Genomic DNA, 24403 nt, shown 5'->3' with positions numbered 1-24403 from the left:
CTGTTGCTTTGACCGGCCTCGGTGGGGATTCGCGCCTCTCAGCGGGCTTCGTCTTGCAGAATTCCTCACCTCGACTGGCGATCCGCAGCCCGCCCTAACGTCGACGGAACGTCCGGGCTCGCCGAAACTAGAGCCCGACGTCGTCAACCATGCGCTTCACAGCGATCTTTTCGGCTGGCTTATCGGAGGTTGGCGGCGAACGAGCCGCACCGTTTCAACTGCTTGGCAAATAGCGCACCGGTAGTGAATGAGATCGTTGCCGTTGTCGTCCGGGTCGGCCTTCTCGATCTTCATCGTCTGCATGCAAATAGTGCAGGTCATCAAATCCAGCAGTGGGCTACGATCGTCGTTCAGGGGAGGACGATGATTTCTCATTTGCGTGCTGTGACGGCTTTCACCTGTTTCGCTTCCTCGAACTCGGTTACCACGCACGAAAGGCGGCCGGCGCGCTTGCATGGCGCGCCGGCCGGCAGTCCTTATTCGACTTCGATACGCTCGACGGCCGCCGGCATCTGGGCAACCGACATCAAGCTCCGGGCCACCTGATTCAGCAGTTGATCGGAGTTTTCCTCCTCCGCCAGAGATTTTGACAGCAATTCCACCACGGCGCTGTGGCGCAGTTGCTGGGCAAGGTTCTTAGCGGTCGTGTACGCGGAAATCTCGTAGTGCTCGACCCGCTGCGCCGCCCCGATTAGGGCGAGATCGGCAAGCGCGTCCTCCTTGTCCGCGCCTTGCTCCATGACTTCCTGGCCTTCCTCCACCAGACCCATCATGCCCTTGCACGGCTTGGCGCGGGCGGTCTCGCCGAGCAGCGAGAAACATTCGTCGAGCCGCTCGATCTGCTCCTCGGTTTCGATCAGGTGCTGTTCGAAAAGCTCTCGCAGGCGATCGAACCGCGCCGCCTTGGCCATTTTGGGCAGCGCCTTGGTCAGTTGCTTCTCCGCGTGCAGGATGTCCCGCAATTCGTCGACCAGAAGCTCGGCCATGCCCTCTGGCGCGAGGGGAGGCGAACTTTCAGTCTTGATCGGTTGCGCGCCGCCATTGATGCCGGCCTCAGACTGCGAGAAGGCGGGCGCTTCCACGAATTCCCAGTCGCCGCCCTGGTTCCAGGGACCACGCGTGTCGATCTCGCCTTCGTCGCCGGCTCCGGTGGAATCGTTAAAGAACTGATTTACCAGCCCCGGCGTCGGGGCGAGCTTGCCGATGCTGAACGCCGGCTTTTTCATGCTTTCCAGGGCTGCGGCAAAAGCCTTCATGTGGGTGATTTCCCGAGTCATGAGGAACTGAAGCGCATCCTTGGTGCCGGCGTCGTCGCAGAAATTGATGAGCCGCTCGTAGACGATCTTTGCCCGAGCTTCCGCCGCGATGTTGCTGCGCAGGTCGACGTCGAGTTCGCCGGTGATCTTGAGGTAGTCCGCGGTCCACGGATTGCCTTGCGAGTTGAACAGATTGACGCCGCCGCCGCCGGCGATCGCAATCAGCGGGTCGGTTTCGGCTGCCTGGCGGTCGAACTTCGAGGGTTTGAGGTGCATGCGCGCCAGACATCCGACGATTTCGAGATGGCTGAGCTCTTCGGTCCCGATATCCATCAGGAGGTCCTTGCGGTCAGGGTCTTCGCAATTCAATCCCTGGATCGAGTACTGCATCGCTGCAGCCAGTTCGCCGTTGGCGCCGCCGAACTGCTCCAGCAGCATGTTGCCAAATCGAACGTCCGGCTCGTCGACGCGCACGGTGAACATCAGTTTCTTGACGTGATGATACATGATTATGCCGCCTTCTGTTCGATCGCGAGATACTGTTGGGTCACCTTTGCAACGTTGGCATCAATCCAGGCTGCCATGCGCTCCTCTTCCTTGAGGTTCTGCTCCAGCAGGGAGCGGGAGCTGCCTTGACCGGCGCTGTCGCATAGCGTCAGGAGCGATTTATATGCGGCGATCTCGAAATGCTCAAAAGCGTTGTTGGCAAAGGTGTTCTTGAGAATTTCGTCTCCAGCCATGGCATGGGTCATTGCCATCATGTTGGCCATCACGGATTGCGCAGTGTCCTTGAGGGTGGAGTTGCTTTCTCCGCACGCTTGCAGGCATTGCTCAAGACGACTGAGCTGGTTGTTGGTTTCTGCCAGATGTTCCTTCACCCGCGCCCTTACCTCAGGATAGTCGGTCAGTCGTTCCGATTGACGCTCCATCAGTTCTCTCGCCTGTACTTCCATCGCGTGCGCATTGCGCAGGCCGACGACGTATACGTCCTTTGCTGTGGTGGTCATTGCCGTCTCCATTGTTCGTAGGAGACCGTCCAACGAGACGCGCCGCTCATCGTTCCTATTGTATCCGCGCGCTTCTTTAGGACGAGGATGTACCCGCTCATCCCACACGCGGTACTGATGCCGCCCGGCACTAGGTAAGCCGCGTCGCATTAGCTGCCACTTGCTTGCGATAGAAGTCGATGACCTCGCCGGTGGTCTTGCCACCCATCAGCATCGTGCTGGCTTCCACTGCGGCATCGATCTTTTCGGAGACCATCAGTTGTGTCTCTTTCCCAGCATGCACGGCGCAGGTGGCGATCTTCCATAGGCGCATGTCGATGACGTTCTGAGATTCGACCGCTAACATGAGGGCCGGATAGAAGGGGTAAAATAGCATCTCGCTGTCTCCTCACAGCGGGAGCGCTGCAACTGCCCAACAGTCTGGCAACTCAATGGTTGCTAAGTGCGGGTCGGAGGCCGACGAGCGCCGTTGGTGGTCCATTGGCCGGCTATGTACACTTTTGTACTGACTTGCCTTACCCGCGCCAGCAATGCGCTTCTCTTTGGGTTCGAAGGTCGTAATCCGACGCGCCTCTTGCCATCAACTAACAGCTCAGTTTGAAATTTGGCTTCCTTATCATTATCGCAAGGAATCTCGATGCGGTTGCGGATATGGCCGGCGTCATGGCAACTAGGTGGGCCGCTGTAGTCCGGGCGACTTTAGCCAATCACTCATGTGAGAAGCCGCTTCAGCCTGCCGAGCCCGCTTGAGAAGAAGTTCCCGGGCCAAACCCGGCGGAGCGTTCTCTGCGGCCTCCCTGAAACGCTCAGCTTCCTCGGCTAGTCGTTCTTCAAATGTCTGAGTGTGCTTGAAACGTCGGCGTTGCTGCGGCATCGCGTCTTCTTCCGTTGGAGTAAGGCGGGAGCGCAGTTCGGCGTCCTCACCACCGAAAGATGCTTAAGGTCTTGCGGTGGTGATCAGCTTAGGCTCTGTGGTTCGAAACTCTATAACAACGGTTAACTTTCGGGAGATTGTTGCCATAGGAACAACGCTGCCCCGCGGCTGTTCGGATTGGCATGACGCGCTATTCCTTTCAGATTACGAACGGCGAGAATTTTCTACACTCGGAAGAGCTCGCCAGTGACGCGGCGGCATGGCACGAAGCCATTCTCACTGTCAGGGACATTGAATCCACGCTCTCGTCAGAAGGCGGGGATTGGTCGCTTGAGGTCAAACGGAACGAAAAACCCATTTTCAGGATCGACGTTACCGCCCGAAGGATGAAGGATTGAACCTTAGTTCCCCGGATGCAGATGCAAGTAAGATGGGTCGAACTCAGCCAACTTCTCCAGTTCCTGTGGATCGACCAAGCGGAAATTCGTTCTTTGAACCTCAATCAGACCGTCTCTTCGAAGCTGCTGCAGTACCCGGTTGACGTGCACAGTCGAAAGACCCAGGCAGTCGCCTAGATCGGTTTGGGTAACGGGCAACTCGAATTCCAACTCCCGCGCACGACCGATAGCGTTAAGCCTTCGATGGAGTTCGAGCAGCAGATGCGCCATTCGAGCATCCGCAGATCTACGACCCAGACTCAGGAGCCATTCTCTGAATATCGCAGCATCGATCAGTGTTTCTCTCCAGAGGGCGGCAGCAACGTTCGGGCGCTCCCTGTTCAGCCCCATCACCGCCGCGTGAGGGATGAAGCCGAGCGTGCATGGCGTTAGCGTTGTAAGATCGTGATCCATGACCTTCAGATGAAGGCTTTGGAGATCTGGTACGTCGCCGGGAATATGAAGTGAAAGAACCTGCCGCTGGCCTTCGAAGGTTGTTTTGGAGCGAAAGGCAAAACCTTCTGCGATCAAACAACACTAGTGAGGGCGCTGTCCGTCGGCCACGATAGCCTCTCTCGCGTTGAACTCGCGTTGGTGTATGGGCAGACTCCGGAGCGCCTCGATGTCTTCCTCATCGAGTACGTTGGAGACGGTAAGTTTTGTTATCAACGCAGCCGCTAGATCTGCCGTCATCGATCGTCCTTGCCCGGAACCCGAAACCGGAGTCCTACGACGTCCAATGTCGGTATCCGAATAACAGCAGCGAGCGAGTTGAGTTCCGGAACTTCCGGCTAGGAAGAGTAGACGGCCGTGGTCGTTCAGATAGAGCAGGTCGAAGGCAACCAGATCGACGGCGTCTAATTGGACGTAAGCATACACCCGCTCCACGCAACAGAACCGGGATTCAAGCGCCTCAGAAGATTCGTTCCCGGGGCGGGATATGCCGGATAAGACGGGCGACGTTTATGTTCAAAAGTATACTTAGCTCGTGCGCAGAGAGTTAGGTGAGCGCTTAGACGGCCTTAATTCCTTTGCGTCATCCTCGGGAAAAAATGGCAATGGGCTGGCCGGTGAGTGGCATGGGAACACCAAAGGAAATCGAACGTCGGGTGAAGTTCGAACACGGGCTGAACGCGCACATGATGGCCATTGACGGCACCTGGCGCCGGGACTGCGTGATCAATGATGTATCCGACGGGGACGCGACATTGACGGTGAATGTCTCGATTGAAGGCTTACAGCTGAAGGAGTTTTTCCTTCTGCTTTCCTCCACCGGTCTCGCTTATCGGCGCTGCTCGCTCAAATGGGTAAATGGAGACCAGATCGGCGTCTTGTTTCATCGACAGAAGGGCAAAAAGGCTAACCGATCTTCGAAGGATCCTGAGTTTGTTGAGTGACCACATTGGGTCAGTTTGAATGTGGCAATGCAGACGTCTAGCAATCCGCTATTTTTGCGCCGGGTTGCTGGCCAATGAAAGAGGCCACAGTGCGTCGCGCGCTGCGGCCTTGCCGGGAAAATTGAATGTCAGTGCAATGCGGACTCCCAGTCCCGATAACGCCGAGGCTGCCGCAAGATTTTCGATCGCGGAAGTTACATTTAGTGTTCCAAGAAGCGGAACATTCTCCATGTTGCAAGGGGGAGACAGTTCTTGCCCTCCATTTGCACGCATGCGGGACAAGTATGCAAGAAAAGCGATCGACTGTGCCGGCTATGTTATTAAGGTGTCAGCAGCCTCACTCGGGCTAAAAAAGCAATGATACCCCGACTTAGCCCCGCCCTAACCGGCGGGGTTTTTCGTCTGCCAAGCGTTGGATGAAAAAAAGGGCCAGCCTGACGGCTGACCCTTTTAATCTTCATCTTAGTAAGCCTCAGTAGCGAGAAGCCGCCGCGTTGCCCCAACCGAACCGGTAGTTCAGGCCGGCCTTGATCGTGTGCTCGTCGTTGCGGAACCCGACAGCGGTGACCACGCCAGCAGCGCTGGTGAAGAGAGCGTTCCGGGTACCGAAATCGTAGTACTGGTATTCGATTTTGCCCGACCAATTCTGGGTGAACAGGTATTCGAGACCGCCGCCGACGGTGTAGCCGTCGCGACCGCCGCCGTCGTTTGAAAAGGTGCCGCCGCCGAAACCGTTGGTGAGGCGGGAGTCAGCCCAGGCATAACCGCCCTTGACGTACACCAGCGCCGGACCCCACGTGTAGCCAAGGCGGCCGGTGACCGAACCTAATCCGCGGTTGACGAAGGGATTGTTGTTGGTGTCGAGGAAGCTGTAGTTCGCTTCAAGGCCGAGTACCCAGTTCGGTGCGAACTGGTGGTCGTAACCAACCTGCACGCCGCCCATGAACACACCGTCGTTGCCGTTGGTGCCGGTGAAGCCGGGAGCCAGAATGTTGTTGTCGCCACCGAACGCGCCGCCGACGTGACCACCGATGTAAAAGCCAGTCCAGTTGTAAATCGGGGAGGCTTGCATCATTGGGGCTTTAGTGTAGGGACGGGCGGCCATGTCAGCTGCCGATGCTGTACCTGCCAAGGCGGCAAAGGCGACAGTAGCAAGGAGGAACTTTTTCATTTCTGTTCTTTCAGGTTTCATACTTTGTCTCTGCAGCTAGCGCGCAATGCGCAAAATTTGCTGTAGCGCGGATGACACACAGCGCGCCATATTGATTGAATCAGTGCCAGGCACGGTCCGAACTTTAACGGTGCGGGGGGCCGCTCACTGTCGCCACGTCTTCCTGTTGGAAAAGCCGATCGCATCCGTCGCGTAAGGCTGTCAGTTCGCTACGACACTGCGCGACAAAAATCGGAACAAGTGGCAATGATCGGTGTTGGTGGTCATCTGTTAAGACAGATACGGACACCTCGGCCGGCCTCGGCGCGCTTCCCCCTAGAGCGCCGGTGCCGCCTTTTTTGCGTCTGCGGCCATGTGGTCGGCCAAGGTCATCGACCCCATCATTGCGGCGAGGGTCACCAGGCCGCAGAGTGTTGCGACAACCGCGAGCATGGCCGCCTCCTTTAGTTTGGCGAATGCAGCTCCTCAGACGCGAGCCATTCGTCAACGCGGGGCGGGGTTTGTAGGCCTTCGGCCGTTTCAATTCAGCAAGCCTGAACAGGCCAAGCACGTCGACTGTCGGGATCAACACGGCGGCGGTTGCCAACGCTAGTAGCTCCAACATGATGGCCACGCGCTCTTGGTTCCACCCTACAACGTTCTTAGGCGTGCTCGTTCCTCCATTGGAACCTTTTGCCCGGTCGCGTGCTTTTCCCGCGGCGGTCAAGGAGACGAAGAATGGCAGTCAACAAGCCCAAAGGCGACAATGGACGCAAGGGTGCAGTGAAGAAGCGATCGCAGGTGAAACCACGCTCGGCGGCGCCACCGCATGGACCAAGCGCAGCAAGAAGGGCGGCGAGTTCATGGCAGTGAAGAAGCCGGCAAAGAAGGCTAAGGCGGCGAAAAAATTCAAGGGAGTGTGGGTCGAGAAAAAGCGGGCGCGAGCGGCCCGATAGCCCGCGATATTGCGAGGTGTGTGATAACACGCAATCGGACAAGGCCATCGACTTCATTGGAAATGCGCCTTCTGAAGTTTGCGGAAGACGCGCGAGCTGCGGCCGGCCGCATCAAGCCTGGTCGAGAACAGGGCGTTTTGATTCAGAAGGCGCGGAAGGCGGAGGCGATGGCCGATGCCGAGAACCGGCTCAAGACGTTGCCATATGAGACGGCCCCAGCGCGGGAGGCAAGCTGAGGCCGTCGGCTTCGAGAGGTCGTGCCGGAGGAGCTGTCCGGCACAGGTTTACAATTTCGAAGGCCGGCGCCCGTTCCAACCACAACGGATTGGCAAGATGCCCGCCTTATGTGACTTCAGGCGCGCTGGGCGGTGGCAAGCCAAAATCCTTAGCCTGCTTAGCTGCTAGCTTCCGGTAGGCCGACGCTTGCTCCAGCAAGCTGCGTTCGCCGCACTGACATTCAAACATTCGTACTGTGAGGCCACGCGTTGAGTCCATTATCTTGCGGACCACTTTGGGCTGTGCTCCACACCGGCACCTGCGCTCCTCGGGCGTCTCCGGTCCTGATAGTTTTTCGCTGCACTCGGCGGACAAGGCGCCTCACCCAAATGGGTTAGCGGTATGACGCCAAGGGGAGGCCGCACCGTTGCAACGTTTCCCCGGTCTCCCCCGCGGAGCTTTATGAATCCAACCGATAGTGCGAAGTGTCCCCTCGATGCGGGCTCTCGAGACGTCTTGAGGCGTCCGTTGGGGCTTCAACTCAAATGAAGTCCGAACAGATGTCGGCACTCTCATGCACATCAAATCAAGTTCTCGTTCGATCCAAAGAATGAACTGAATTGGCGGCCGAAATGGGCCGTCCAAGCACAACGCCACCAAGCTGAATAATGCTTGGCGGCGCTGCACCAGTCTGGGAATTGCAATGCCCCAGTCGGAGAATACGTCCGTGAGAGGACAAGGTTGCTTGGAATGTCGGGAACAAGTGGCAATGACCGAGTTTCGCTTTATTTCGCGGCAAGGCGGCACACGGAACCCCATGCTGGGCCTTCCCATTTTTGGTGGCCGGTAAGGAACGCGCTGGCGATCTCGTCGCGGTGACGGCGATCTGGCGGGCCGAATGGAATTAGATGCGCCCGCGGACGCCATCAAGACAGCAAACGACCTCCGTGACGAGGTTCGAAGCCGCCGGCCATATCTATACGGCAGGAGAATTCCACCATGTCGACCGCAAGAATTAGCGGCCACTGGCAGACGTTACCGCTTAAGATCAGCGAAGAAATGCGCCACAGATGATGACCAGAATGACGAGTGCAAACGCCATCAAAAGCCAGGGCATGTCTTTTCGTTCGCGGGGTGTCATTACTGATATCCGAGATCACATTAGTGGTGTTCATTTCGGGAACAAGTGGCAATGGCAGCGTTTTTGAAGGTTCGGTCTGGGTGGACTGCCGCTTTGAACCTGTAGGCTCTAGCTGCCCGCTCGCGCGGGTTTTTGGATGCTTATCTCGACTTAGCCCCGCCTAACCGGCGGGCTTTCTTCCTGACGCTAGGAACGATCCGGCGCGGCAGGAATCGACTCCGCGCTCCCGGAAGACTCCTCAGCCTCCGACCGGGAGAAAACCCCCATTGGGTTGGCGGCCTTGGTGCAGCGTTGCGTATCAGCGCTGGGGCCGTTTGCGCGTGGGTGAAGCTCATCACGGCCCCGCGGCCGGTCAGTATTCGCATTTGGAAATGCCAGTCGTCATCATCGCCGGCGAGGAAGGCAGTTGATCGACATCGAAAGTCAGTCGACCCGACTTCACTCCGACCTTGCTCAGAGCAAGTTCCATAGGCTCGGGGGGAACGGCCACATGATCCAACAGACCGCGACGGATCAAGTAATGTCAGCCATACGGGAAGTAGCCGGGGCATCAACGCATCTTGCAGCCGCCGAATAACCATGTAGCCGCGCGTGCAGCTTGTCCGCTAGCGGTGGCCCTTCCGCATCGATCGGCGCCGCCCCCTTGGGGAACAATGATGCGTCACCGGCATTACGTATCGATGCCGCACTATCATTTTGAATTAGCGAATGGACATCGAATTCCTGACCCGCGGGGCCTCAACTGTAAAGATAACGAGGATGCGATCGCCAAGGCGCGCCAAATTGCGAAGTCGATGGCCGTAGAAGTCGGGGAAACTCCTCGTTGCCTTGTCGTGGTAGACGATGAAGGAAACGATCTATGTAAAGTGCCGATCGCCCCAGCGCGCTGAATTAGGTCAATTTAGTCGGCTTATTCGGAACTCCAGTTTAGCGTGCATTACCTCGCCTATCTCGTCTCTGACCCAAATCGTGATCTCCGATACCGTCTGCCCAGTGTGCATCAAATCCCGCCCTAAGTTGCAAAGTGCCAAGCCGGCTTCCACACGAGCGGCATCGAGGTCGGGAAAGCGCTCGCCTTCCTCATCAACGGACCGAGGTGCGTCCCCTATTTGAATGTCGAAATAATATAGACCCATGCAAGGCAAGACCCCGACCCAGGAATTCGTTCCGGCGCTTGCCTCCCTTTGGAACGGAGCCCTGCGCCTTGAATTAACGCCACGTCGTATCGCCCTGACGTCGTGAAACTTGCGATGGTTGGAAGTAGGAACAGGCCTTGGACGGAGGAGGATGATCGCCGGCTGCTTGAATTACGAGCCAGCGGCAGATCTTATCTTTCGATAGCGGTGGCCATGAGACGCTCGGCCTCTGCGATTAGAGGTCGTCTGTGTATTGTCCGGGCCCGGGCGAGATCCACCCCAAGCTCGCTGAAGACCGATGCGTAGCGCCTTACCGCTCCGGCCGCTCACCCATTTGGGCGAAAAACCCGTGGCTCCCGCGATGCTACAGGCCAAGGGTGCGTTTTCATGAGCCATCCGTGATCGGGAACAAGTGGCAATGCCCTGCGTTGATGGTTTGTCTGAAAGGACATTAGGACACGGGCAACTTAACCGGCCCCAGCGCGCTTCCCCCTTAGCGCTGGGGCCGTTTCTTTTGCATCAAGCTTGAGACCTTCCGCACTGCCTGGCCTTTGGATCCAGAATTGCAATGGCTCATCTGCGTTCGCCGCTTCTTGGACTTCAATCCTGCTCTTCGATCATTCTGACGGTGTTTAATCGGACGGCAATTCATCTCCAACGATAAGGGACGACCGCACGTTTCGCTTCTCAAATCATTGGTCTGTTTTTTCCATTAAATGAGCGCCGGCCCTACACCATGATTTGTCGGGAAGCGAACACATCTGTCCGAACCATTTGATGTCGGCGGAGTTGGTTCCAATGCTACGATTTCCCAGATCATCAACTCGGCCTGTTTAGCTGGATCGCTGTTGCTACCGGCCTAATCGTCCGCGCCCGGTAAGTTCAGATCGCTTAGGAAAAAACATGGAAGCGCAAGGTGACAGCCTGTTTGAGGCGGCTCCTGTTCCGAAGATTTCCGCAAGGCCCCTGGGGAAGTCGGGCATGCCAGTCTGGGATGCGGAACAGTTACGTTTGGCGATTGCTGCTGCGGGAGTCGCACTGTGGTCGTGGAACGTAGACACCAATCGCTTCACGATGGACGAAAGAGCCTTCCATCTTTGGGGCGTGCCGCTCAGCGGATCCGTGACGTTCGATGACCTTTCTTCGCATATTCATCCCGCGGACCGCGACCGCGTGAAAGCCGCTTTTGCGGCCACACGCGCTATCATCGGCGCCTATGAAATCGACTTCCGAATCATGGTCGGCGAGGAGGTGAGGTGGGTGTCGGCTCGAGGCCAGGGCAACGATGCGGATATCGTCGGTCGTATCATGTACGGGATTTTCCTCGACGTCACCGGACGTAAGCAGGCTGAGGAAGGTCACGAGCTACTGGCGGGTGAAATGAGCCATCGGGTGAAAAATCTGCTAGCCATTGCATCCGGTCTCACGGCCATTACTTCGCGGTCCGCAAAGACAACGGCCGAAATGGCGAAAGAACTAACACATCGGCTCGCCGCGTTGGGTCGCGCCCATGATCTTGTCCGTCCGCTTCCAGGTCAGGGAGGAAAAGCTGCCCTTCTCGGCGATCTGTTGACGGTACTGCTTGCACCATATGACGACATGGGGGCGTTTAGCGGTCGCGTCCGAGTGTCAGTCCCTCGCATGGGCGTGGGCGAGCAAGCAGCCACAACGCTCGCGCTCGTTATTCATGAACTAGCCACCAATTCTCTAAAGTATGGCGCGCTATCTTCACCGACTGGCACATTGGATATATCCTGCGCTGCTCATGACACTGAGGTGGTGGTAGTCTGGACTGAGCGCGGTGGCCCGCCGGTTGCGTCTCCGATTGGTGAAGGCGGTTATGGAAGCAAGCTGCTCAACCGCGGCATGACGGTCCACCTTGGCGGATCAATTTCATGCGATTGGAGCGCGGAGGGTGTCATTGTGACGCTTCATATGACCAAAGATCAGCTCGCCAAGTAGAGACGGGACGATGCCGCCGGTCCCAAACCGAGCCAGTTCTTATTTGCACTTTCGATGCCGGCTATAGGGGTAGCAGCGCAGCTCGGAATAGTCCTTGCCTCGCATGTAACGCTCGAGAAAGCCGGTTTCACCGGCCTTACCGAGGGCGAAGGCGAGCTACGAAGTCGTCGCGAACCGGGGCAAGGAATCCACGAAAAAATTTGAAAGTACGATGAGTAGCCGGGAACGCTTCTGCTTGTTCCGCAAGTATTTAGCCGGTGACGAAATCCTTGCGAGGAGCGGGACAGTCCCTGCTAAAGGCCATGCGGTGTAACGCCCGTGTGGCCTTAGTCTTGAGATGAGGCGGCCCGACGGTGAGCTGAGGAGATACCGCATACGCGCCCAACAGCGCGACTACAAATCCAACGCGCCGGTTCCATCATTGTGCCTAGGCCTCGGTCGGTTCGATGTATTCGCGGTGGAGAGAGGTTGAATTCCGATTACCATCGAAACGAACAATTACGATGCTGCTGTCGGGCCGTCGATTGATGACCCTACCTACCTTGCCTGCGAGCCCCGGGCAACGCTCAGCACCAAGCGTGCTTAAACGAAAGCGATCGCCAACCTGGGGTTTCTGTTCGGTGTCGGCCAACGGATCGCTTTCTGCAATCGATTGATTAGGTTGATTCATTCCGGCCCTGTCGGTTCCAATCGTCTGTAGGTTCGAACGAGGAGTTCGCATCATTTCTCAGTATGGCTGGAGGTGGATTTTGCCTGGGCTACCCGGGGCTCGGACGATACACGGGCGATTTCTAATTGCAGAGACCGGACGTCTCATGGCCACTGCTATCGAAAGATAAGATCTGCCGCTGTTTCGTAATTCAAGCAGCCGGTGATCGTCTTGCTGTCCAAGGCCTGTTATTATCGCCCGTCATCGGCAAAGGCACCAAACAACAATAGGAACAGAGAAAGCGAGCAGAGAAACCGGCGTCAGTTTGATTTTTCATTCGCCAACCGCCCGCGGTTCAGGGCGACTCGCGCTTCGGTATGAGCTTCAAACAAAAATCGCCCGGCCTCTGTTGTGGCCGATGGATTTCGGTCGATATGCGACCCGTTCAGCGTGACTGTGCCGTTTGATAGAATTGGAAATTTGAAGACGTGGCCGTGCCTCACATGAACAACCACGACCTCTTTTTCGGAAACTGATGTGGTAAATTCAGGATCGGGCATGGTCCGCTGGCCCTGCGAACTCGGCCGAGAACAACTGATGGTAGGAGTTGGCGGCGTCGCGAAGCTGGGCTGCCTTCTTGAGAGCGCAAGTTGTTGGGGACCGGAAGGCAAGCACCGGGCGTCCATTAGGGCCTTGATTGCCTTTGCGCTCAATTCCTTGTCGGGAAACGTCCTCTTGGCCATAGTCCTTCTCCTCAAAGACACGCTGGACGCGCCGAAAAGTTCCAGTGCTAGAGCGAATATGGAGATCAGGCGTTTTTTCGCGTGCGGACGGAAGCCAGCCTTCGCACGGCGCATGGCAGGTGAGGCGGGATTCTTCACTTTGATCCAGTGTGGCGATCAGCCAGCCCGATGCGGGCGAACGAGGTCGCCAGCACCCGAGGGAAGGTACTGCCCTTCTAGTGGCGCGAAGAAACGGGTCTCCACGCGTCTGGCAGCGCCACCCCATTTCGCGCAACCCGGTTCCTGCGTTCACAAGTGTACAGACGCTTGCGAACTTTGAGGTCCATATTTGACGCGCGTTAAGTCTTTACGGCTCCAGTTGCTTCCCCGCGCTGGGGCCGTTTTTTTTCAGCAAGCACGTCAGCGACGCGGCCGCATAGGAAGCTAGTTTCCCCTCGTGCGCACGGTTGACCTGCCTAGCTGAACGCGAGCACCAGCCAACCTGAGCACAACATCACAAGGGCGGTTACGATTAGTGCGAGGAAACCGTCAGACACGAAGTCATGATTACGCATGATACACCTCCTGCCGCTGACGGGAGGCTGGTCCGAATTTATTAAAAATTTCGGAATCACTTGCAGCCGAACTTCCCGAACTAAAGCCCGGCCCGAGACCACTCGTTCATGTGGGCTGCGGTATCAAGCTGCCGGAGGTCGCCGACCGATCTCGCCGGTATAACCTTCGGATGGGTCGGTGCGACGTGCGTGTTCGGCACGGTCAGACTGGCGCTGGGGCGTTCAGCGCTCAACTAAAGACTTCATGTGAACCGCAAAGCGGACACTCGCGGCCTATCCATCGAGATCCACAAGATACACAACGTTAGTGTCACTTGATGACTCGGTCGATTGCGTTGCTCGCCGATAAAGAGCAGCTTCTTCGGCGGTAGCCAACCTGACCTTCATCGTGGCCGTGGCGTCGCACAACGGCGTCCCATGAGACGTGATTGTGCTCAACGTTGTGCGTAACCTGCCATGTTCGCAAAGACGTTCCGCGTCCGCGTGCCTCTTAGCCTGCAACGCAAGCGTTGGCCTGTCGTTGATCTCAATCGTGAATATCGAGATTGTGAAGCGGTGGTCCATTTGATCTCCGGCTTCCATTTATAGACCTACAGATCAATCCATCAGCAGATCATAGTCCCGGCGCAAAACAGTTTGGACGTGAACCGCGGCGCGCGCGGCGGTATTGGCATCTGCCGCGCCCGCTGCGAGCGCACAGAGCGACCAGTTATTTTCAGCGTGACTTGCAACACGATTGATCACTATTTCCTGGACGTTATGACAGCCGGGCTGCTTTCTCACTTCTAACAACGCTCGACGCTGCAATTCCGGCATTGAAACGAGGACCTTGGGCATAGGTTGGCTCGGCTGTTTGGGGGCCGCTCGGCCCATATCTAACAAAACAAGGCCAACTCAGGTTCCTCTTGCGAGAGGCGTGACCCGGTGAGACATGATAGCAGGACGATCTTGCCACCGAGCCGGCCGGCCTATCCTGGAAATGCCCGTTCTCCGGTTAGTTTGGAAGTCGGCATGATCGGGCCAGCCGCGCTCGGTACGCCACGTAAAAACTCACCGTCGGCCCAAGCCTGGAGTTGATTGAGCCGGTCAGAAGACAAAAACGCGCTACGAGTTATGGAGAAGCACCGGGTATCTAGCACTCTTCAACATTGGACCGCTTGTCGACATGTTGCCGATTTATCGCATCTGGGAAAAACCGGCATACGGCGGCGCCCCTCGCATGTTTGGCGGATGGACTTAGTCTTCCCCATGACCCAGCCTTCGCTCCTGTTGGTCTGCGGTAGCGGGGCGGGGCGTCGTGAGTTTTCAGATCACCATTTTGAAGGTGCTCGCGGGCCATCCGGACGGTCGTGCTTCGCATCCTGACGTCACGAGATCCGTCGCCATCCTGATGACCAGCGGTGCAGATTGGTCCGAACGGATGAAGCGCCTTGCAGCGCGCGCGCCGGGCCTGAGTATCTTTTCGAGTGGCTATGTCATTCGGGACGCCGGTGGGTGGCAAATCACCGATCGTGGCAGGGCGTTCCTATCATCAATCGAGACGCCGAAGTCAGAGCCGTCGTCGGTCGAGTTCGAGGCGCCTCAGCCGGTTGCCGCAGCTGCGCCCGATCGTCCGGCGAACGTTATCAAGATGGCGGACCACGCGAAGCGGCGCCGCCGGCGCGAGGCCGCTTAAGGAGACATCGTAACGCGTGTCGCACTGATGGTTAGTATATCCCTGTTGCTGGCCTCGGAATGTCGCGCCGGTGCCATTCATCCGTGCATCCCCAAAGCAACAGATGCGCTACCACGCACGGCAGGACTGATGGTCAACAAACGCGCGTGCTTACATCGCACGTAGCGCTCCAGCTCGTGCACGGGCGTTGTTTTCGGACGGCGAATGATGTCTAGCGTCACCGTCTAATGAGTGTTGCAGCCGAGGCAAAAGCGCGGCTGTGCGGTTACCGCAAATTTATCAATGACTGGGGGACAAGGGCCCGACGGTACTGGCCCTCGTAGGTGTGGACAAAGATTGGTTTTCTGACCGAGGAACGAAGGTCGATGCCGCAAATTATCCACCGCTGGCACGCAAGAGAATATGCGGTAGCCAGCGATCTGAGCTGGGCTCGCACATCTGATGGAGAAGCGCTGGATATGAAAACGGCGTCGGTAGTTGTGGCCCTTTACCTCGGTACCTGTTCGCTCGCCTGCGCGCAAAGTTCGGCCGGCAGCGCCGGATCGACCGGGGCGGGCGGCGCGGCCGGCTCCACGCTTTCGAACGGAAGCACCATCAGCGGGACCGGCGGATCGCCTGGCCCGAATACGTCAAATGCGCTCAACCGCGGGACGACCGGAAATAACCTCGGCGCGCCGCCAAACCGTCCTTCGGCTGGGCCGCACGGCAATGCCGTTGATACTCCCGCAGCAAAAGCGGCCACGCAAAATCTTGGCAATACAGACGCGGGCGTTCTCAAGAAATAAGCGCAGGACCGACAGTGTCACCGCAGCCACCGCACATACCGCGAGCCAATGAGCGCGGCGTATTGCAGAAGGTGAGCCTCACCCGTGGTCTTCCTCTAGAAAAGCTGTATCCCGCGGGCAAGGTCCTTATCGCCAACATGGTGGTGAAGGGCTGGATAAAGAAGCAGCCTGACGGGCGAACGTATTGCAGAACAGCGGCAGGCGACGAGGCGTTGAAGGCGATTATTCCTGTGAAATGATAAGCCGGGATTTCTAAGCATCGAGTACGCTCGACGAGGCGCGAAGCACTGGAGGCAAAAAACGCAACCTCTGGCTTTAATTTTGGCAAAGTTCCGCCCAGATTTCTGACCAACATTTTCGCGCTAACAAAACAGGGGGACGAAATGAAAGCAGCTGATTACGCGCGCATGGCGGAAGAGTGCTCTCAACAAGCCGACGCGATGCCACCATGCCCAGAGCGCGATGCTCTGATTGAGAAAGTTCGTCAATATCGGTCCTACGCCAAAATGGACAACTGGGTCGCTTCTAAGGAGTTACAGCCACCGGCTTAACCCGGGGCTTGATTCTAGTTTGTCTTAAACTCACTTCGCTTCCGCATGTAATAGCCCTGTCTCTGAACGGTAGACTTAATCTCGTCGCTGACGCTGGCGACCCGCCGCTTTCTCTTTTGCCATCTTCCCGACGTGTCACCGAGAGGTATCGACGATCCCTGCCTCACCACCAGCAGATCACGTTTATAGTTTAGGTACACGTCGAACATGTGCCACCTCCGATCCAAAGCCAAAACACTATCGTTTCGGTTCAGAAAGAAGGTTGCGTTAATGCAACAGCCCGAGCGGTATTTTGGTGACTTCACTGCGCACCCTGCAACCGCGTTGACGATGGACAGCTCGTCGATGTTATCGTAGACCGCTGCGCCATCAGACGGGCTGCGAATCTATGCGCGGCGCCGTAGTCAAACGCCAATGCGCAGCTAGGCAACACGCTCGCCGGTCCCCATCGTTGATTCATCAATTAGAAACCATCTCAAATGATCCGAAAACTTTAACGAAACATCTTAGCCGTCTCGGCGTAAGTTTGTCGGAGGGCACAACCCATGACAAATCGACAGCTCAGAGAGCAGGAAGTTCAGATTGCGCGTTATCAGGTTCTATCGCGTGAGGTAACTGATCCGCTTGCGGCGTGTTTGCTTCGGGTCATTGTCGAAGAACTTGAAGCCGACCTGCGAAGGGATCGCGACGTGATTAGTACAGTTCCGGCTTCTTTTTGATTTTTTCCAATGCTTTTAGCGCTGGCCGTAGCTGGGGCGTGCAATTTGTCTTGAGTTCTTTCAGCGGTAGCGGCAGCTGCACGCCGATCTTGCGGCTCGAGGGCCGTCGATGAAATCCTACAGACTTCGGACACCTCACGGCCTTCAGCACCAAGCGACCGAGACAATGCGACCAATGCATGCCAGTTTTTCTATGACTGCGCCGGTTGCGGCACTCGCCTGAAACCCAACGCGTTCGACTGTTGCGTATTCTGCTCCTACGGAACCGTGCCGTGCCCGCAGGCGAACGGCAATTGGCTGCTAAGATCCCCACTGGAACCTTAACCGCCCCGTTTCGTTGCCCTCGGCATCACCGGCCAGAGGGAGCGCGCGTGCCGTGATGGAACAACCAAGTCTCACTTCGTGCTCACTCGCAGCACGCATCTGTCTTACCGTTGCGATCCTCAGTACCGCTCTGCTCGCCACGGTGATTACGCGCGGCCTCGTCATGTAAGTAACTACACAACGGGTATAGACCCGTTCTAAGTGGCCCCGGAACATCGGGGCGCAAGATGCAAGAATACAGGGCCTACATCAATGACGGCCGCATTCAACAACGCTTCGACCTGACAGCCACCGACGAAGGCACGGCCTGGGAGCAGGCCAAGCGGTTAGTGGACGGCCATGACGTAGAGCTATGGCAAGGCACCGTGAAGGTCGCGAAGCTCACCCGCCAACACTAGTCGCAAGTTCTTCGACCGGGAAAGATGTTCCCATGCGGAGAATGCAATCCGCCATGGTCGGAACAAAGCAGCGATCCGAGCATAAACATCGCATGGACAATTTGAACCAGCGCAAGGACGAGGCTCTCGTCTATCGCTAAGCACAGCAACGTTGATTGCGTGCTTCGCCATTGCGCTTGCGTTGTGTTGAGGTCGCCTCAGTTGGCGGCCTCGCTTGTTTAATCGAAAGCGTTGGTCGGCTGCACTGTCGGTTGCTACGACTGCAACCGCATTGAATTGAAGACACGCTAGAGCCTCCTTTGTCGGCGGCCACTTTCATTCGTTGTTTTGCTTGTCACCATCATAATCGGGGACATTGCCAATGAGAACATTTTGGATTGTTGCCGTTGCGGCTGGAGTCGCTTTTTTGGTCGATTACGAATTTTATAATGGCCACTACTGGCATTTGGTATCAACGATGCTGCGCCAAATTGGCCGATCCTTTGGTTGGCGTTGATGAATGGCGTAGTCTGCAATGGTCGAACATCGAGCGCGAGGTCGTCCAGCCGATCATGACGCTAGTCCAGGCCGGGTTTGTATTCGACCGGGCTGACGCTTTCTTTGAACAGAAATGGCCCGTTGATTGAAGCGCAGGTGACCGCGTCAGTTGGTTTAGGCCAACAGATCAGCACCCGCTTCAGTGAACTTTTTCGATATGTATGTGAGCTGACGCACAGTGCTCGGTCGCGATTGGTCAGACAACGCGGTTTCCCGTGGATGGAGGGTTTAGCCATGACTGAATCTGCCAAGCGACGCATAACAGTTGATGTGATAATCCTAGCGGTCGGAGCGGCAATCTTGATCGTTTCTGCCTTTGTGGGCGTGCTATAACTGAAAGGGCGGCTTTTCGCGTTCTCAGGCAAACAGCTCGGCACCGCCCGGTGTAAACTTCACATAGGTGCCACTCTCGTGCAGCCGTAATCATCCACGCGCGATCGCGAGATCTAAGGGCGTGTACTCATAAAATCGCCAGCCAGATTTGTGATTGCCATCACAACAGTGTCGATTTGCCCTCCGCCAGTGATTTGCCTCACGGTACTGCGGGGACTGTTGAGCGAGCGTTCACCAGCGACGGATGGCCCGGCGCTGGCCTCTATGGAGAAGATCATGAGCAACACTAAGCGTACCGAGAGCCGCGGAGTTAGTGAAAGTGGCGAACTGACGGACGACAATATCGCGGTTGTGGCTGGTGGTCGTCCAGGCGCCGCGAATCTAACAGCAGCTAGGGACAGTTTCAAAAAAGGAGACTTTGCTGGCGCTTTTGCTCATATGACCGCCTATCTTACCAACAGCGGGGGCGGGGGCGGCTATATCTAAGAACCGGGAAACCGGAACATCCTTACCTAGCGATAGCCTCCAGAAGCCGCAGCCGCGGCTTCCGGGGGGCCGCTGCCGATGACGCGTACACCGCGTTAGAGATCCTCTCTCAAGCCCTTGAAGAACGGGTGTCGAACCTTGCCTTCGGCAGATTTTGCTCGGTATTCGATTTCGGCCAGTAGCTCCGGCTCAACCCAGATGCCTCGATGCGCGATGCGCTTGGCATAGGGCTGGGTTTTGCGGATCAGCGGCGTGAGACGTCGGCGCAACTCTGCCGCGGATGTCTTGTCAAAGCCGTGGTCGACCTTGCCGGCGTAGAGGAGGTCGTTGCCCTTGCACCGACCAAGATAGATACCGTCCCAATCGTTACCGTCGAGTGCAAAGCCGGCAATCGTCAGCGTCTCGCGCTGGGCGCAAGCCTTCTTGACCCAGTCGTTACCGCGGCCGGACGAATAGCGGCTGTCGCGCACTTTTGACACGATGCCTTCGAGGCCGACCTTGCAGCCGTGCGCTAAGATCTCGGGGCCGTCGGTTTCGAAGCTCTCGCTGAACTGAATCGACGTATTGGTAACCAGCTTCTTGAGATGCGTCTTGCGTTCGATCAGCGGCAGCTTCCGGAGATCGTAGCCATTGAGATAGAGCAAGTCGAACGCGACGAAAACGATTTTGTCGGACTTGCCCTTGAGTTCGTTCTGCAGAACGGAAAAGTCGGTCGTGCCATCGGCGGCCGGCACAACGATCTCGCCGTCGATGACCGCAGAGCCTGCACTGATATGCCATGCGTCGTTGGCAACTTTCTTAAACCGATCAGTCCAATCGTGGCCGCGGCGCGTGAAGACCTTCACCGCTTCGTTTGCGAGATGGACTTGAACGCGATAACCGTCGAACTTGATTTCGTGAATCCAGCGCTCGCCGGATGGCACCTTGTCGATCAAGGTCGCGAGCGCGGGCTCGATGAACCCCGGAAAAGGAGCCTTGACGCCGATCGCCGCTGGCTTCTTGCGTGGGGCCATCTCAAGTCCGCCGCCGATCAAGCAGCTCCTTCAAACCCATTGCCGTGAGCTTGAAGAGGTCCCCATCTCTTTCGATATAACCGCGCGCGACTAGGTCCATGACCTCCGTTTTCTTCGCCTGATTGAATGACGAAGCGGGGCCGATATCGCGTAGAACTGCAATTTGCTGGTCGGTTAGCATCGTCAGACCATGCGCATCGGCAGCGGCAGCTGGACGTCGCGGTAACGGCCTTCATAGCGGTCAGTGAAGTCCTGCAGCGGCACGGGAATATCCCGCATCTGCAGATCGCATCGACGGCGCAGCTCATGAGCGACGTCCACGGAAACGTCCTCTGACCAGTGTTCGGCGGTATTAAAGGCGACGACCCGGATCGGATTGGCGTATTGGCCGCTGAGTAAGTCCTGAATGACCGTTTCGAGGTCAGCGGTCTCGCAATCGGTTTCGTGCCAGGCGCTGCCGTTTTTGCCGAAATCGTCAGCTACCAAATAGACCGTCTGATCGCCGCCGTTAGGCACAATCGAAGGCGTCCAATTCGACTTACGCATGAAAGCAACTCCTACGCTACAGAACCGGGATTCAAGCGAAACGCTGTTGATTCGTTCCCCACACTGGAACGGGATGCTGGCTAAGCGATTAAATTAGCAGGAGGAACCATGAGCAAAGAAACCCCGAAAGATGACCCTCGCCAACGCGCCGATCAAGGCTCGCATGCACAGACGGACAAGCCCTGGAAGGGCAACCCGGAGAAAGAGCAGCGCAACGACGGAGCCAAGATCGACCTTGAGAAATGGCAAAAGTCCGGAACACATTAGGAGCTGAACAATGGGATTGGCGTCTTACGAAATCGTTGGCGACGCGGGGGAGTGGCGAGTGAGCCATGACGGCAAGGCAGAGAATGTCTATCAAACCAAGGAATCGGCGTTCGAGGCCGCGGTTGCCGCAGCTTCATTGGCGCTCCGGCAGGGTCATGAGGTAATCGTCAAAGCTCCCGGCCACGGGACGGCTACGGGTGCGGCAAACCCGGGGTGAAGCTCGCAACGCTCCGAACGTGCTAGTGCGTCAGGGTGACGAAGTGGTCGCCCGTGAAGAAACGCTTTGGAACGTAAACGGCGGCCAATGCTGACGATCAGCCATGGGTCGGTGGACCAGCGTTCAGCGAATCCCTGAGGGCTTCAGCGGCCGAGAATGCCAGCTTCACAAGCTCCTCGCCCTTAAGCCTGGCTGGTCGCTTTAATAGTCGGTCCCACACCATCCAATTTGTGCCGCTGCCGTCTTGCCTAACAAGGAAGCGGGGTAGTGAGGAGTCAACCATAACAGCCTTCCGTGGCAAGGCGCGGCCCACCAGGCGTTATCCCGGCCGCCCAATCAATCGCGACAGGATGAAATGGTTCCTAGCCGAACAGGTCGGCACCGGCTGGGGTGAACTTCACGAACGTTCCCGACTCGTGCAGCAACAGCCAACCACGCGAAATTGCCAAATCAAGCCCGGCTTTTGTATTCGGCCGGAGTGGCGCGTTCCAGGTACAGCATCGGCGCGTTTATCTTCTCGATGTAAATCTTTCCGTCTAACGGCTCGGTCGCATTGGCGATATCCAGCAGCTTGCGCGCGGCCTTTTCAGGATCGGAATAGGGGCGGTCAGTGCTGAACTTCATGCGTGCTGCGAATCCATATGTGCATCCTGAACGTGACGGTCGATTACCGCCATATCGATCGTGGCGCCACAGAAACAGCGCGCCCGTCCACTGGTTGATTGTGTCGGCAGCGGGAGGCCAGCGGCATGCATGGCGTATTTCCAAGCCGTGAAGGCTCGCTGGCGGCGGTGCTCAGGTGAGGTCAGCTTCTGTACCGTGCGGGAGGTAGTCCTTCTAGGCGGCTTCGAAGCCGGCCCGCGCCTGATCGAAAGTCGCAGCGTAGCCCGAGCGAGACCGTCCGCGGTGTGACAGCGGATAGAAGCCGCAATCCCAGCGCCATTGCCTAGCGTGCGTCGGCAAGCCCGATTGGACTGCGATCGTGCCGACCTGCACGTCACCGTAGTAGACGTGCCAGGTGTCGGAGCGTTCGGGGTGCGGGCGGCGGGTGAGGGCGTGCATGCCCCATTGAAGCGCGGCGGTGCGCCTTTGGGAAGCCGCTACGGATTGAGGTCCGCAGGCGCGGTCGCCACAATGAAAGAGGCCGCCAACTGAGGCGGCCTGATATCGGAACAATGCTATGTACAGGAGCTTGGTGATCTGGAGGTTGCCATGCCCCGGTACTTTTTTGACGTCGAGGACGGCCACCGGCTTTTTGATGCATCGGGGTTTGTTTGCGATGACGATACCGACGCAATCAACAAGGCGTCGGTCCTTGCCATAGGCGTTTCACTCGACAAGCCTGCAGACGATCCTGAGCGCCGGATCGCTGTCATCAACGATGCAGGGCGCGAAATTGGCACCGTGCCCGTGTATTCCAAACCCTCATACAAGAACCCGGCCGCCGACTGAGGCGGCCTTTATTCTCCGGTCTGAGCAAAATTGAACATCCGGGATCGTCGAAGGGGGCCATATTTATGCCATGGCCCCAGAACCGAAATTGCTCAACCCCGATGAGTTCGACTCCCTGCTTGCGGTCGGCAAAACGCCGATAAATCGCTGTGCGCCCGCAATCCCCGCCGCACATAGCGCGCGGTTGATTGCACTCGGCTACATGGTCGATCTTGAGGGCAGGCTGCGCATGACCACGCCGGGGCGCATCCGGATTTATGCCGGGCAACTCGGCAACTGATGCGGTTTCAGTCTTTGGGCTGAAAGGTCGCTACCCGACGCGCCTCTTGCCATAGCTCTATGGCCTGTCCATCCAGCAGTTGTTGGGCGCAGCGTTTGGCTTCCTCGTCGTTGTCGCAGACAACGTTAATGCGGTTCCGAACATGGCCGTCCTCACCGATGACGTAGGCGTAATACCCGATGGTCATGGTGATTACTTTGGTCGCTGTAGGCCGGGGGACGAAAGCCATTGCTGCATGTGGGCGGCAGTTTCGGCCTGCCGGGCTTTGCGGATTAACCGCTCCCGCTCGATACCTAGCCGGGTGCCTTTCGCCATTTTCCGGAGGCGCTCCGCTTCTTCGACTAGGCGCTGCTCTAGTGGTACATGGTGTTGGATACGGCGTCGCTGCATGGCGCTGCTCCATTCCTGAGGAAGGCGGGAGCGCTACGGTGCGTTCTCATCACAGATAAGAGCCAATGACCGGGCTGTGATTGGGTCAGTTTGGCATGTCCGGCATTCGACATACTGGTCAAAACAGCTCACATCGCCAATTCGTTGACAACTTTTCAACAGGCCAGTAGAGCGCCGTGAGGGCCGCCAACTGAGGCTGCCTTACAATGCGCTCGTAAGCACGGTGGCGAGCAGCGCGGTACTGAGAATGGCAACGCCAAGACAGATGCGTGCTGCGGTTGAATACGAATGGAGACGGGGTAGTTTGGTCACAACTCGCTCCCTTATGGGCAGGCGGGAGCGCGATCGTCTCTCAGCCACCGACGCCTACGGACAAAGCCCCGGCCAGTGATGCGGGGTTAATGAAGCGGGGAGGTCCGGGTTCCTATGCCCATGGTCGTCCAGGCGCGCCGAAGGAAAGCCGCTACGGATTGCGGCTTGACGACGTCGCCGACGCAAGGAAGCCTATGACAGCCGCCAACGTGAGGCGTTGAATGCCCGTCAAGCACGAGAAAGCCCAAATAACCGCCGGTGCCATTACCGCCGTCGCTATCGTCGGGTTGCTTGCGGTGATAGCGCTCGGCTTTCTGATGGTGCCACCGCCGTAAGGAAGAGGCCTCACGTCGCGGGCGTGCTTGTTCAGCCGAATTGCCGGGCCGCCGCCAAGAGTAGGGCTGCAGCGACAGCGAGCGCTACGGCAGCGAGCACGCCCTTCAAGAGCCCTTGGCCCGAGGTGGGAACAATGAAGGCAATAGCCAACAGCGCTAGGCCAGCCGCCGCAGCGGCAGCATGAGCAAAAGTCAAAAACTATCTCCCTTGGCGGCCGATCGCCCAGGACCATTCAATCAGGCCAACAATTTCAAACTAGACCGCTAGGGCTGCGGACATCCGGGCCGGGTTCACCGAGCAGGAT

Annotated in this window: 29 protein-coding genes and 1 pseudogene; 17 read left to right on the top strand and 13 right to left on the bottom strand. The window is 57.4% G+C overall.

Going from position 1 to position 24403, the window contains the following annotated elements:
• Nucleotides 1-476: 476 nt before the first annotated feature.
• The 3 genes from JQ641_RS11900 to JQ641_RS11890 all read right to left on the bottom strand — a co-directional run bounded on the left by JQ641_RS11900 (nucleotide 477) and on the right by JQ641_RS11890 (nucleotide 2639).
• Nucleotides 477-1763, bottom strand: a complete 1287-nt coding sequence (locus JQ641_RS11900) for a DUF892 family protein (protein ID WP_211996174.1) — start codon at nucleotides 1761-1763, stop codon at nucleotides 477-479.
• A gap of 2 nt (nucleotides 1764-1765) precedes the next feature.
• The gene (locus JQ641_RS11895; RefSeq protein ID WP_211996173.1) at nucleotides 1766-2263 is read right to left on the bottom strand and encodes a ferritin-like domain-containing protein; all 498 of its coding nucleotides are present in this window, start codon (nucleotides 2261-2263) and stop codon (nucleotides 1766-1768) included.
• 130 nt (nucleotides 2264-2393) lie between these two features.
• Nucleotides 2394-2639, bottom strand: a complete 246-nt coding sequence (locus JQ641_RS11890; protein WP_211996172.1) for a hypothetical protein — start codon at nucleotides 2637-2639, stop codon at nucleotides 2394-2396.
• A gap of 680 nt (nucleotides 2640-3319) precedes the next feature.
• Between JQ641_RS11890 and JQ641_RS38850 the strand changes: the two genes are divergently transcribed.
• Entirely contained in the window at nucleotides 3320-3535 is a 216-nt protein-coding gene (locus JQ641_RS38850; protein ID WP_502754952.1) for a DUF6894 family protein, read from the top strand.
• A gap of 3 nt (nucleotides 3536-3538) precedes the next feature.
• Here JQ641_RS38850 and JQ641_RS11885 read toward each other — a convergent pair whose 3' ends face one another.
• Nucleotides 3539-4105, bottom strand: coding sequence for a Crp/Fnr family transcriptional regulator (locus tag JQ641_RS11885; RefSeq protein WP_349628542.1), 567 nt, complete (start codon nucleotides 4103-4105; stop codon nucleotides 3539-3541).
• A gap of 548 nt (nucleotides 4106-4653) precedes the next feature.
• Here JQ641_RS11885 and JQ641_RS11880 point away from each other — a divergent pair.
• The gene (locus JQ641_RS11880) at nucleotides 4654-4971 is read left to right on the top strand and encodes a PilZ domain-containing protein (RefSeq protein ID WP_211996400.1); all 318 of its coding nucleotides are present in this window, start codon (nucleotides 4654-4656) and stop codon (nucleotides 4969-4971) included.
• Nucleotides 4972-5443: 472 nt separating this feature from the next.
• Here the strand turns inward: JQ641_RS11880 and JQ641_RS11875 are convergent, their stop codons facing one another.
• Entirely contained in the window at nucleotides 5444-6142 is a 699-nt protein-coding gene (locus JQ641_RS11875) for an outer membrane protein (protein WP_211996171.1), read from the bottom strand.
• Between the two features lie 602 nt (nucleotides 6143-6744).
• On the opposite strand from JQ641_RS11875, the gene JQ641_RS11870 reads away from it, so the two are divergent.
• Nucleotides 6745-7077, top strand: coding sequence for a hypothetical protein (locus tag JQ641_RS11870; RefSeq protein WP_211996170.1), 333 nt, complete (start codon nucleotides 6745-6747; stop codon nucleotides 7075-7077).
• A gap of 2010 nt (nucleotides 7078-9087) precedes the next feature.
• Nucleotides 9088-9324 (top strand): DUF6894 family protein, encoded by a 237-nt coding sequence (locus tag JQ641_RS38845; RefSeq protein ID WP_502754951.1) that lies wholly within the window; start codon nucleotides 9088-9090, stop codon nucleotides 9322-9324.
• Nucleotides 9325-9330: 6 nt separating this feature from the next.
• Here JQ641_RS38845 and JQ641_RS38840 read toward each other — a convergent pair whose 3' ends face one another.
• Nucleotides 9331-9570 (bottom strand): DUF6894 family protein, encoded by a 240-nt coding sequence (locus JQ641_RS38840; RefSeq protein ID WP_502754950.1) that lies wholly within the window; start codon nucleotides 9568-9570, stop codon nucleotides 9331-9333.
• A 981-nt stretch (nucleotides 9571-10551) separates the two neighbouring features.
• Here JQ641_RS38840 and JQ641_RS11865 point away from each other — a divergent pair.
• Nucleotides 10552-11532: a sensor histidine kinase gene (locus tag JQ641_RS11865; RefSeq protein ID WP_211996399.1), complete on the top strand. Its 981-nt coding sequence runs from the start codon at nucleotides 10552-10554 to the stop codon at nucleotides 11530-11532.
• A 969-nt stretch (nucleotides 11533-12501) separates the two neighbouring features.
• Here JQ641_RS11865 and JQ641_RS11860 read toward each other — a convergent pair.
• Both JQ641_RS11860 and JQ641_RS11855 read right to left on the bottom strand, forming a co-directional pair.
• Nucleotides 12502-12924 (bottom strand): hypothetical protein, encoded by a 423-nt coding sequence (locus JQ641_RS11860; protein ID WP_211996169.1) that lies wholly within the window; start codon nucleotides 12922-12924, stop codon nucleotides 12502-12504.
• Between the two features lie 1151 nt (nucleotides 12925-14075).
• A complete protein-coding gene (locus JQ641_RS11855) occupies nucleotides 14076-14315 on the bottom strand; it encodes a hypothetical protein (protein WP_211996168.1) in 240 nt (79 codons plus the stop codon).
• Between the two features lie 460 nt (nucleotides 14316-14775).
• Between JQ641_RS11855 and JQ641_RS11850 the strand changes: the two genes are divergently transcribed.
• The 8 genes and pseudogenes from JQ641_RS11850 to JQ641_RS11820 all read left to right on the top strand — a co-directional run bounded on the left by JQ641_RS11850 (nucleotide 14776) and on the right by JQ641_RS11820 (nucleotide 19286).
• The gene (locus JQ641_RS11850) at nucleotides 14776-15153 is read left to right on the top strand and encodes a hypothetical protein (RefSeq protein ID WP_211996167.1); all 378 of its coding nucleotides are present in this window, start codon (nucleotides 14776-14778) and stop codon (nucleotides 15151-15153) included.
• 365 nt (nucleotides 15154-15518) lie between these two features.
• Nucleotides 15519-15938, top strand: coding sequence for a hypothetical protein (locus JQ641_RS11845; protein ID WP_211996166.1), 420 nt, complete (start codon nucleotides 15519-15521; stop codon nucleotides 15936-15938).
• A gap of 62 nt (nucleotides 15939-16000) precedes the next feature.
• Entirely contained in the window at nucleotides 16001-16177 is a 177-nt protein-coding gene (locus tag JQ641_RS11840; protein ID WP_211996165.1) for a hypothetical protein, read from the top strand.
• 857 nt (nucleotides 16178-17034) lie between these two features.
• Nucleotides 17035-17208: a hypothetical protein gene (locus tag JQ641_RS11835; protein ID WP_211996164.1), complete on the top strand. Its 174-nt coding sequence runs from the start codon at nucleotides 17035-17037 to the stop codon at nucleotides 17206-17208.
• Nucleotides 17209-17374: 166 nt separating this feature from the next.
• Nucleotides 17375-17532 (top strand): annotated as a pseudogene (locus JQ641_RS38460) (GDCCVxC domain-containing (seleno)protein).
• A gap of 227 nt (nucleotides 17533-17759) precedes the next feature.
• The gene (locus JQ641_RS11830; protein ID WP_211996163.1) at nucleotides 17760-17930 is read left to right on the top strand and encodes a hypothetical protein; all 171 of its coding nucleotides are present in this window, start codon (nucleotides 17760-17762) and stop codon (nucleotides 17928-17930) included.
• A 428-nt stretch (nucleotides 17931-18358) separates the two neighbouring features.
• On the top strand, nucleotides 18359-18556 hold the full coding sequence (locus tag JQ641_RS11825; RefSeq protein ID WP_211996162.1) for a hypothetical protein: 198 nt from the start codon (nucleotides 18359-18361) through the stop codon (nucleotides 18554-18556).
• A gap of 520 nt (nucleotides 18557-19076) precedes the next feature.
• Nucleotides 19077-19286 carry a hypothetical protein gene (locus JQ641_RS11820; protein WP_211996161.1) on the top strand — a complete coding sequence of 70 codons (210 nt, stop codon included), beginning with the start codon at nucleotides 19077-19079 and terminating at the stop codon, nucleotides 19284-19286.
• 95 nt (nucleotides 19287-19381) lie between these two features.
• Here JQ641_RS11820 and ligD read toward each other — a convergent pair whose 3' ends face one another.
• Together ligD and JQ641_RS11810 are read right to left on the bottom strand one after the other, a co-directional pair.
• A complete protein-coding gene (gene ligD, locus JQ641_RS11815) occupies nucleotides 19382-20299 on the bottom strand; it encodes a non-homologous end-joining DNA ligase (protein WP_211996398.1) in 918 nt (305 codons plus the stop codon).
• 183 nt (nucleotides 20300-20482) lie between these two features.
• Nucleotides 20483-20845 carry a hypothetical protein gene (locus JQ641_RS11810; protein WP_211996160.1) on the bottom strand — a complete coding sequence of 121 codons (363 nt, stop codon included), beginning with the start codon at nucleotides 20843-20845 and terminating at the stop codon, nucleotides 20483-20485.
• Nucleotides 20846-20953: 108 nt separating this feature from the next.
• Here JQ641_RS11810 and JQ641_RS11805 point away from each other — a divergent pair, with 108 nt between their 5' ends.
• Complete coding sequence (locus JQ641_RS11805; protein WP_211996159.1) at nucleotides 20954-21112, top strand: hypothetical protein; 159 nt, start codon at nucleotides 20954-20956, stop codon at nucleotides 21110-21112.
• Between the two features lie 10 nt (nucleotides 21113-21122).
• Nucleotides 21123-21329 (top strand): DUF2188 domain-containing protein, encoded by a 207-nt coding sequence (locus JQ641_RS37860; protein WP_212039285.1) that lies wholly within the window; start codon nucleotides 21123-21125, stop codon nucleotides 21327-21329.
• A 450-nt stretch (nucleotides 21330-21779) separates the two neighbouring features.
• Here JQ641_RS37860 and JQ641_RS11800 read toward each other — a convergent pair whose 3' ends face one another.
• On the bottom strand, nucleotides 21780-21953 hold the full coding sequence (locus JQ641_RS11800) for a hypothetical protein (protein WP_249150369.1): 174 nt from the start codon (nucleotides 21951-21953) through the stop codon (nucleotides 21780-21782).
• Between the two features lie 213 nt (nucleotides 21954-22166).
• On the bottom strand, nucleotides 22167-22391 hold the full coding sequence (locus tag JQ641_RS11795) for a hypothetical protein (RefSeq protein ID WP_211996158.1): 225 nt from the start codon (nucleotides 22389-22391) through the stop codon (nucleotides 22167-22169).
• Between the two features lie 150 nt (nucleotides 22392-22541).
• Between JQ641_RS11795 and JQ641_RS11790 the strand changes: the two genes are divergently transcribed.
• Both JQ641_RS11790 and JQ641_RS11785 read left to right on the top strand, forming a co-directional pair.
• On the top strand, nucleotides 22542-22781 hold the full coding sequence (locus tag JQ641_RS11790; RefSeq protein ID WP_211996157.1) for a DUF6894 family protein: 240 nt from the start codon (nucleotides 22542-22544) through the stop codon (nucleotides 22779-22781).
• A gap of 70 nt (nucleotides 22782-22851) precedes the next feature.
• Nucleotides 22852-23061, top strand: coding sequence for a hypothetical protein (locus JQ641_RS11785; RefSeq protein WP_211996156.1), 210 nt, complete (start codon nucleotides 22852-22854; stop codon nucleotides 23059-23061).
• A gap of 7 nt (nucleotides 23062-23068) precedes the next feature.
• Here JQ641_RS11785 and JQ641_RS11780 read toward each other — a convergent pair whose 3' ends face one another.
• Nucleotides 23069-23248, bottom strand: a complete 180-nt coding sequence (locus JQ641_RS11780) for a hypothetical protein (RefSeq protein ID WP_211996155.1) — start codon at nucleotides 23246-23248, stop codon at nucleotides 23069-23071.
• Nucleotides 23249-24403 lie beyond the last annotated feature (1155 nt).

Source organism: Bradyrhizobium sp. JYMT SZCCT0180, from assembly GCF_018130165.1.
GTDB lineage: Bacteria > Pseudomonadota > Alphaproteobacteria > Rhizobiales > Xanthobacteraceae > Bradyrhizobium.
The sequence above is the reverse complement of the archived record's forward strand: the minus strand, read 5'-3'. Positions and strand labels throughout refer to the sequence as shown.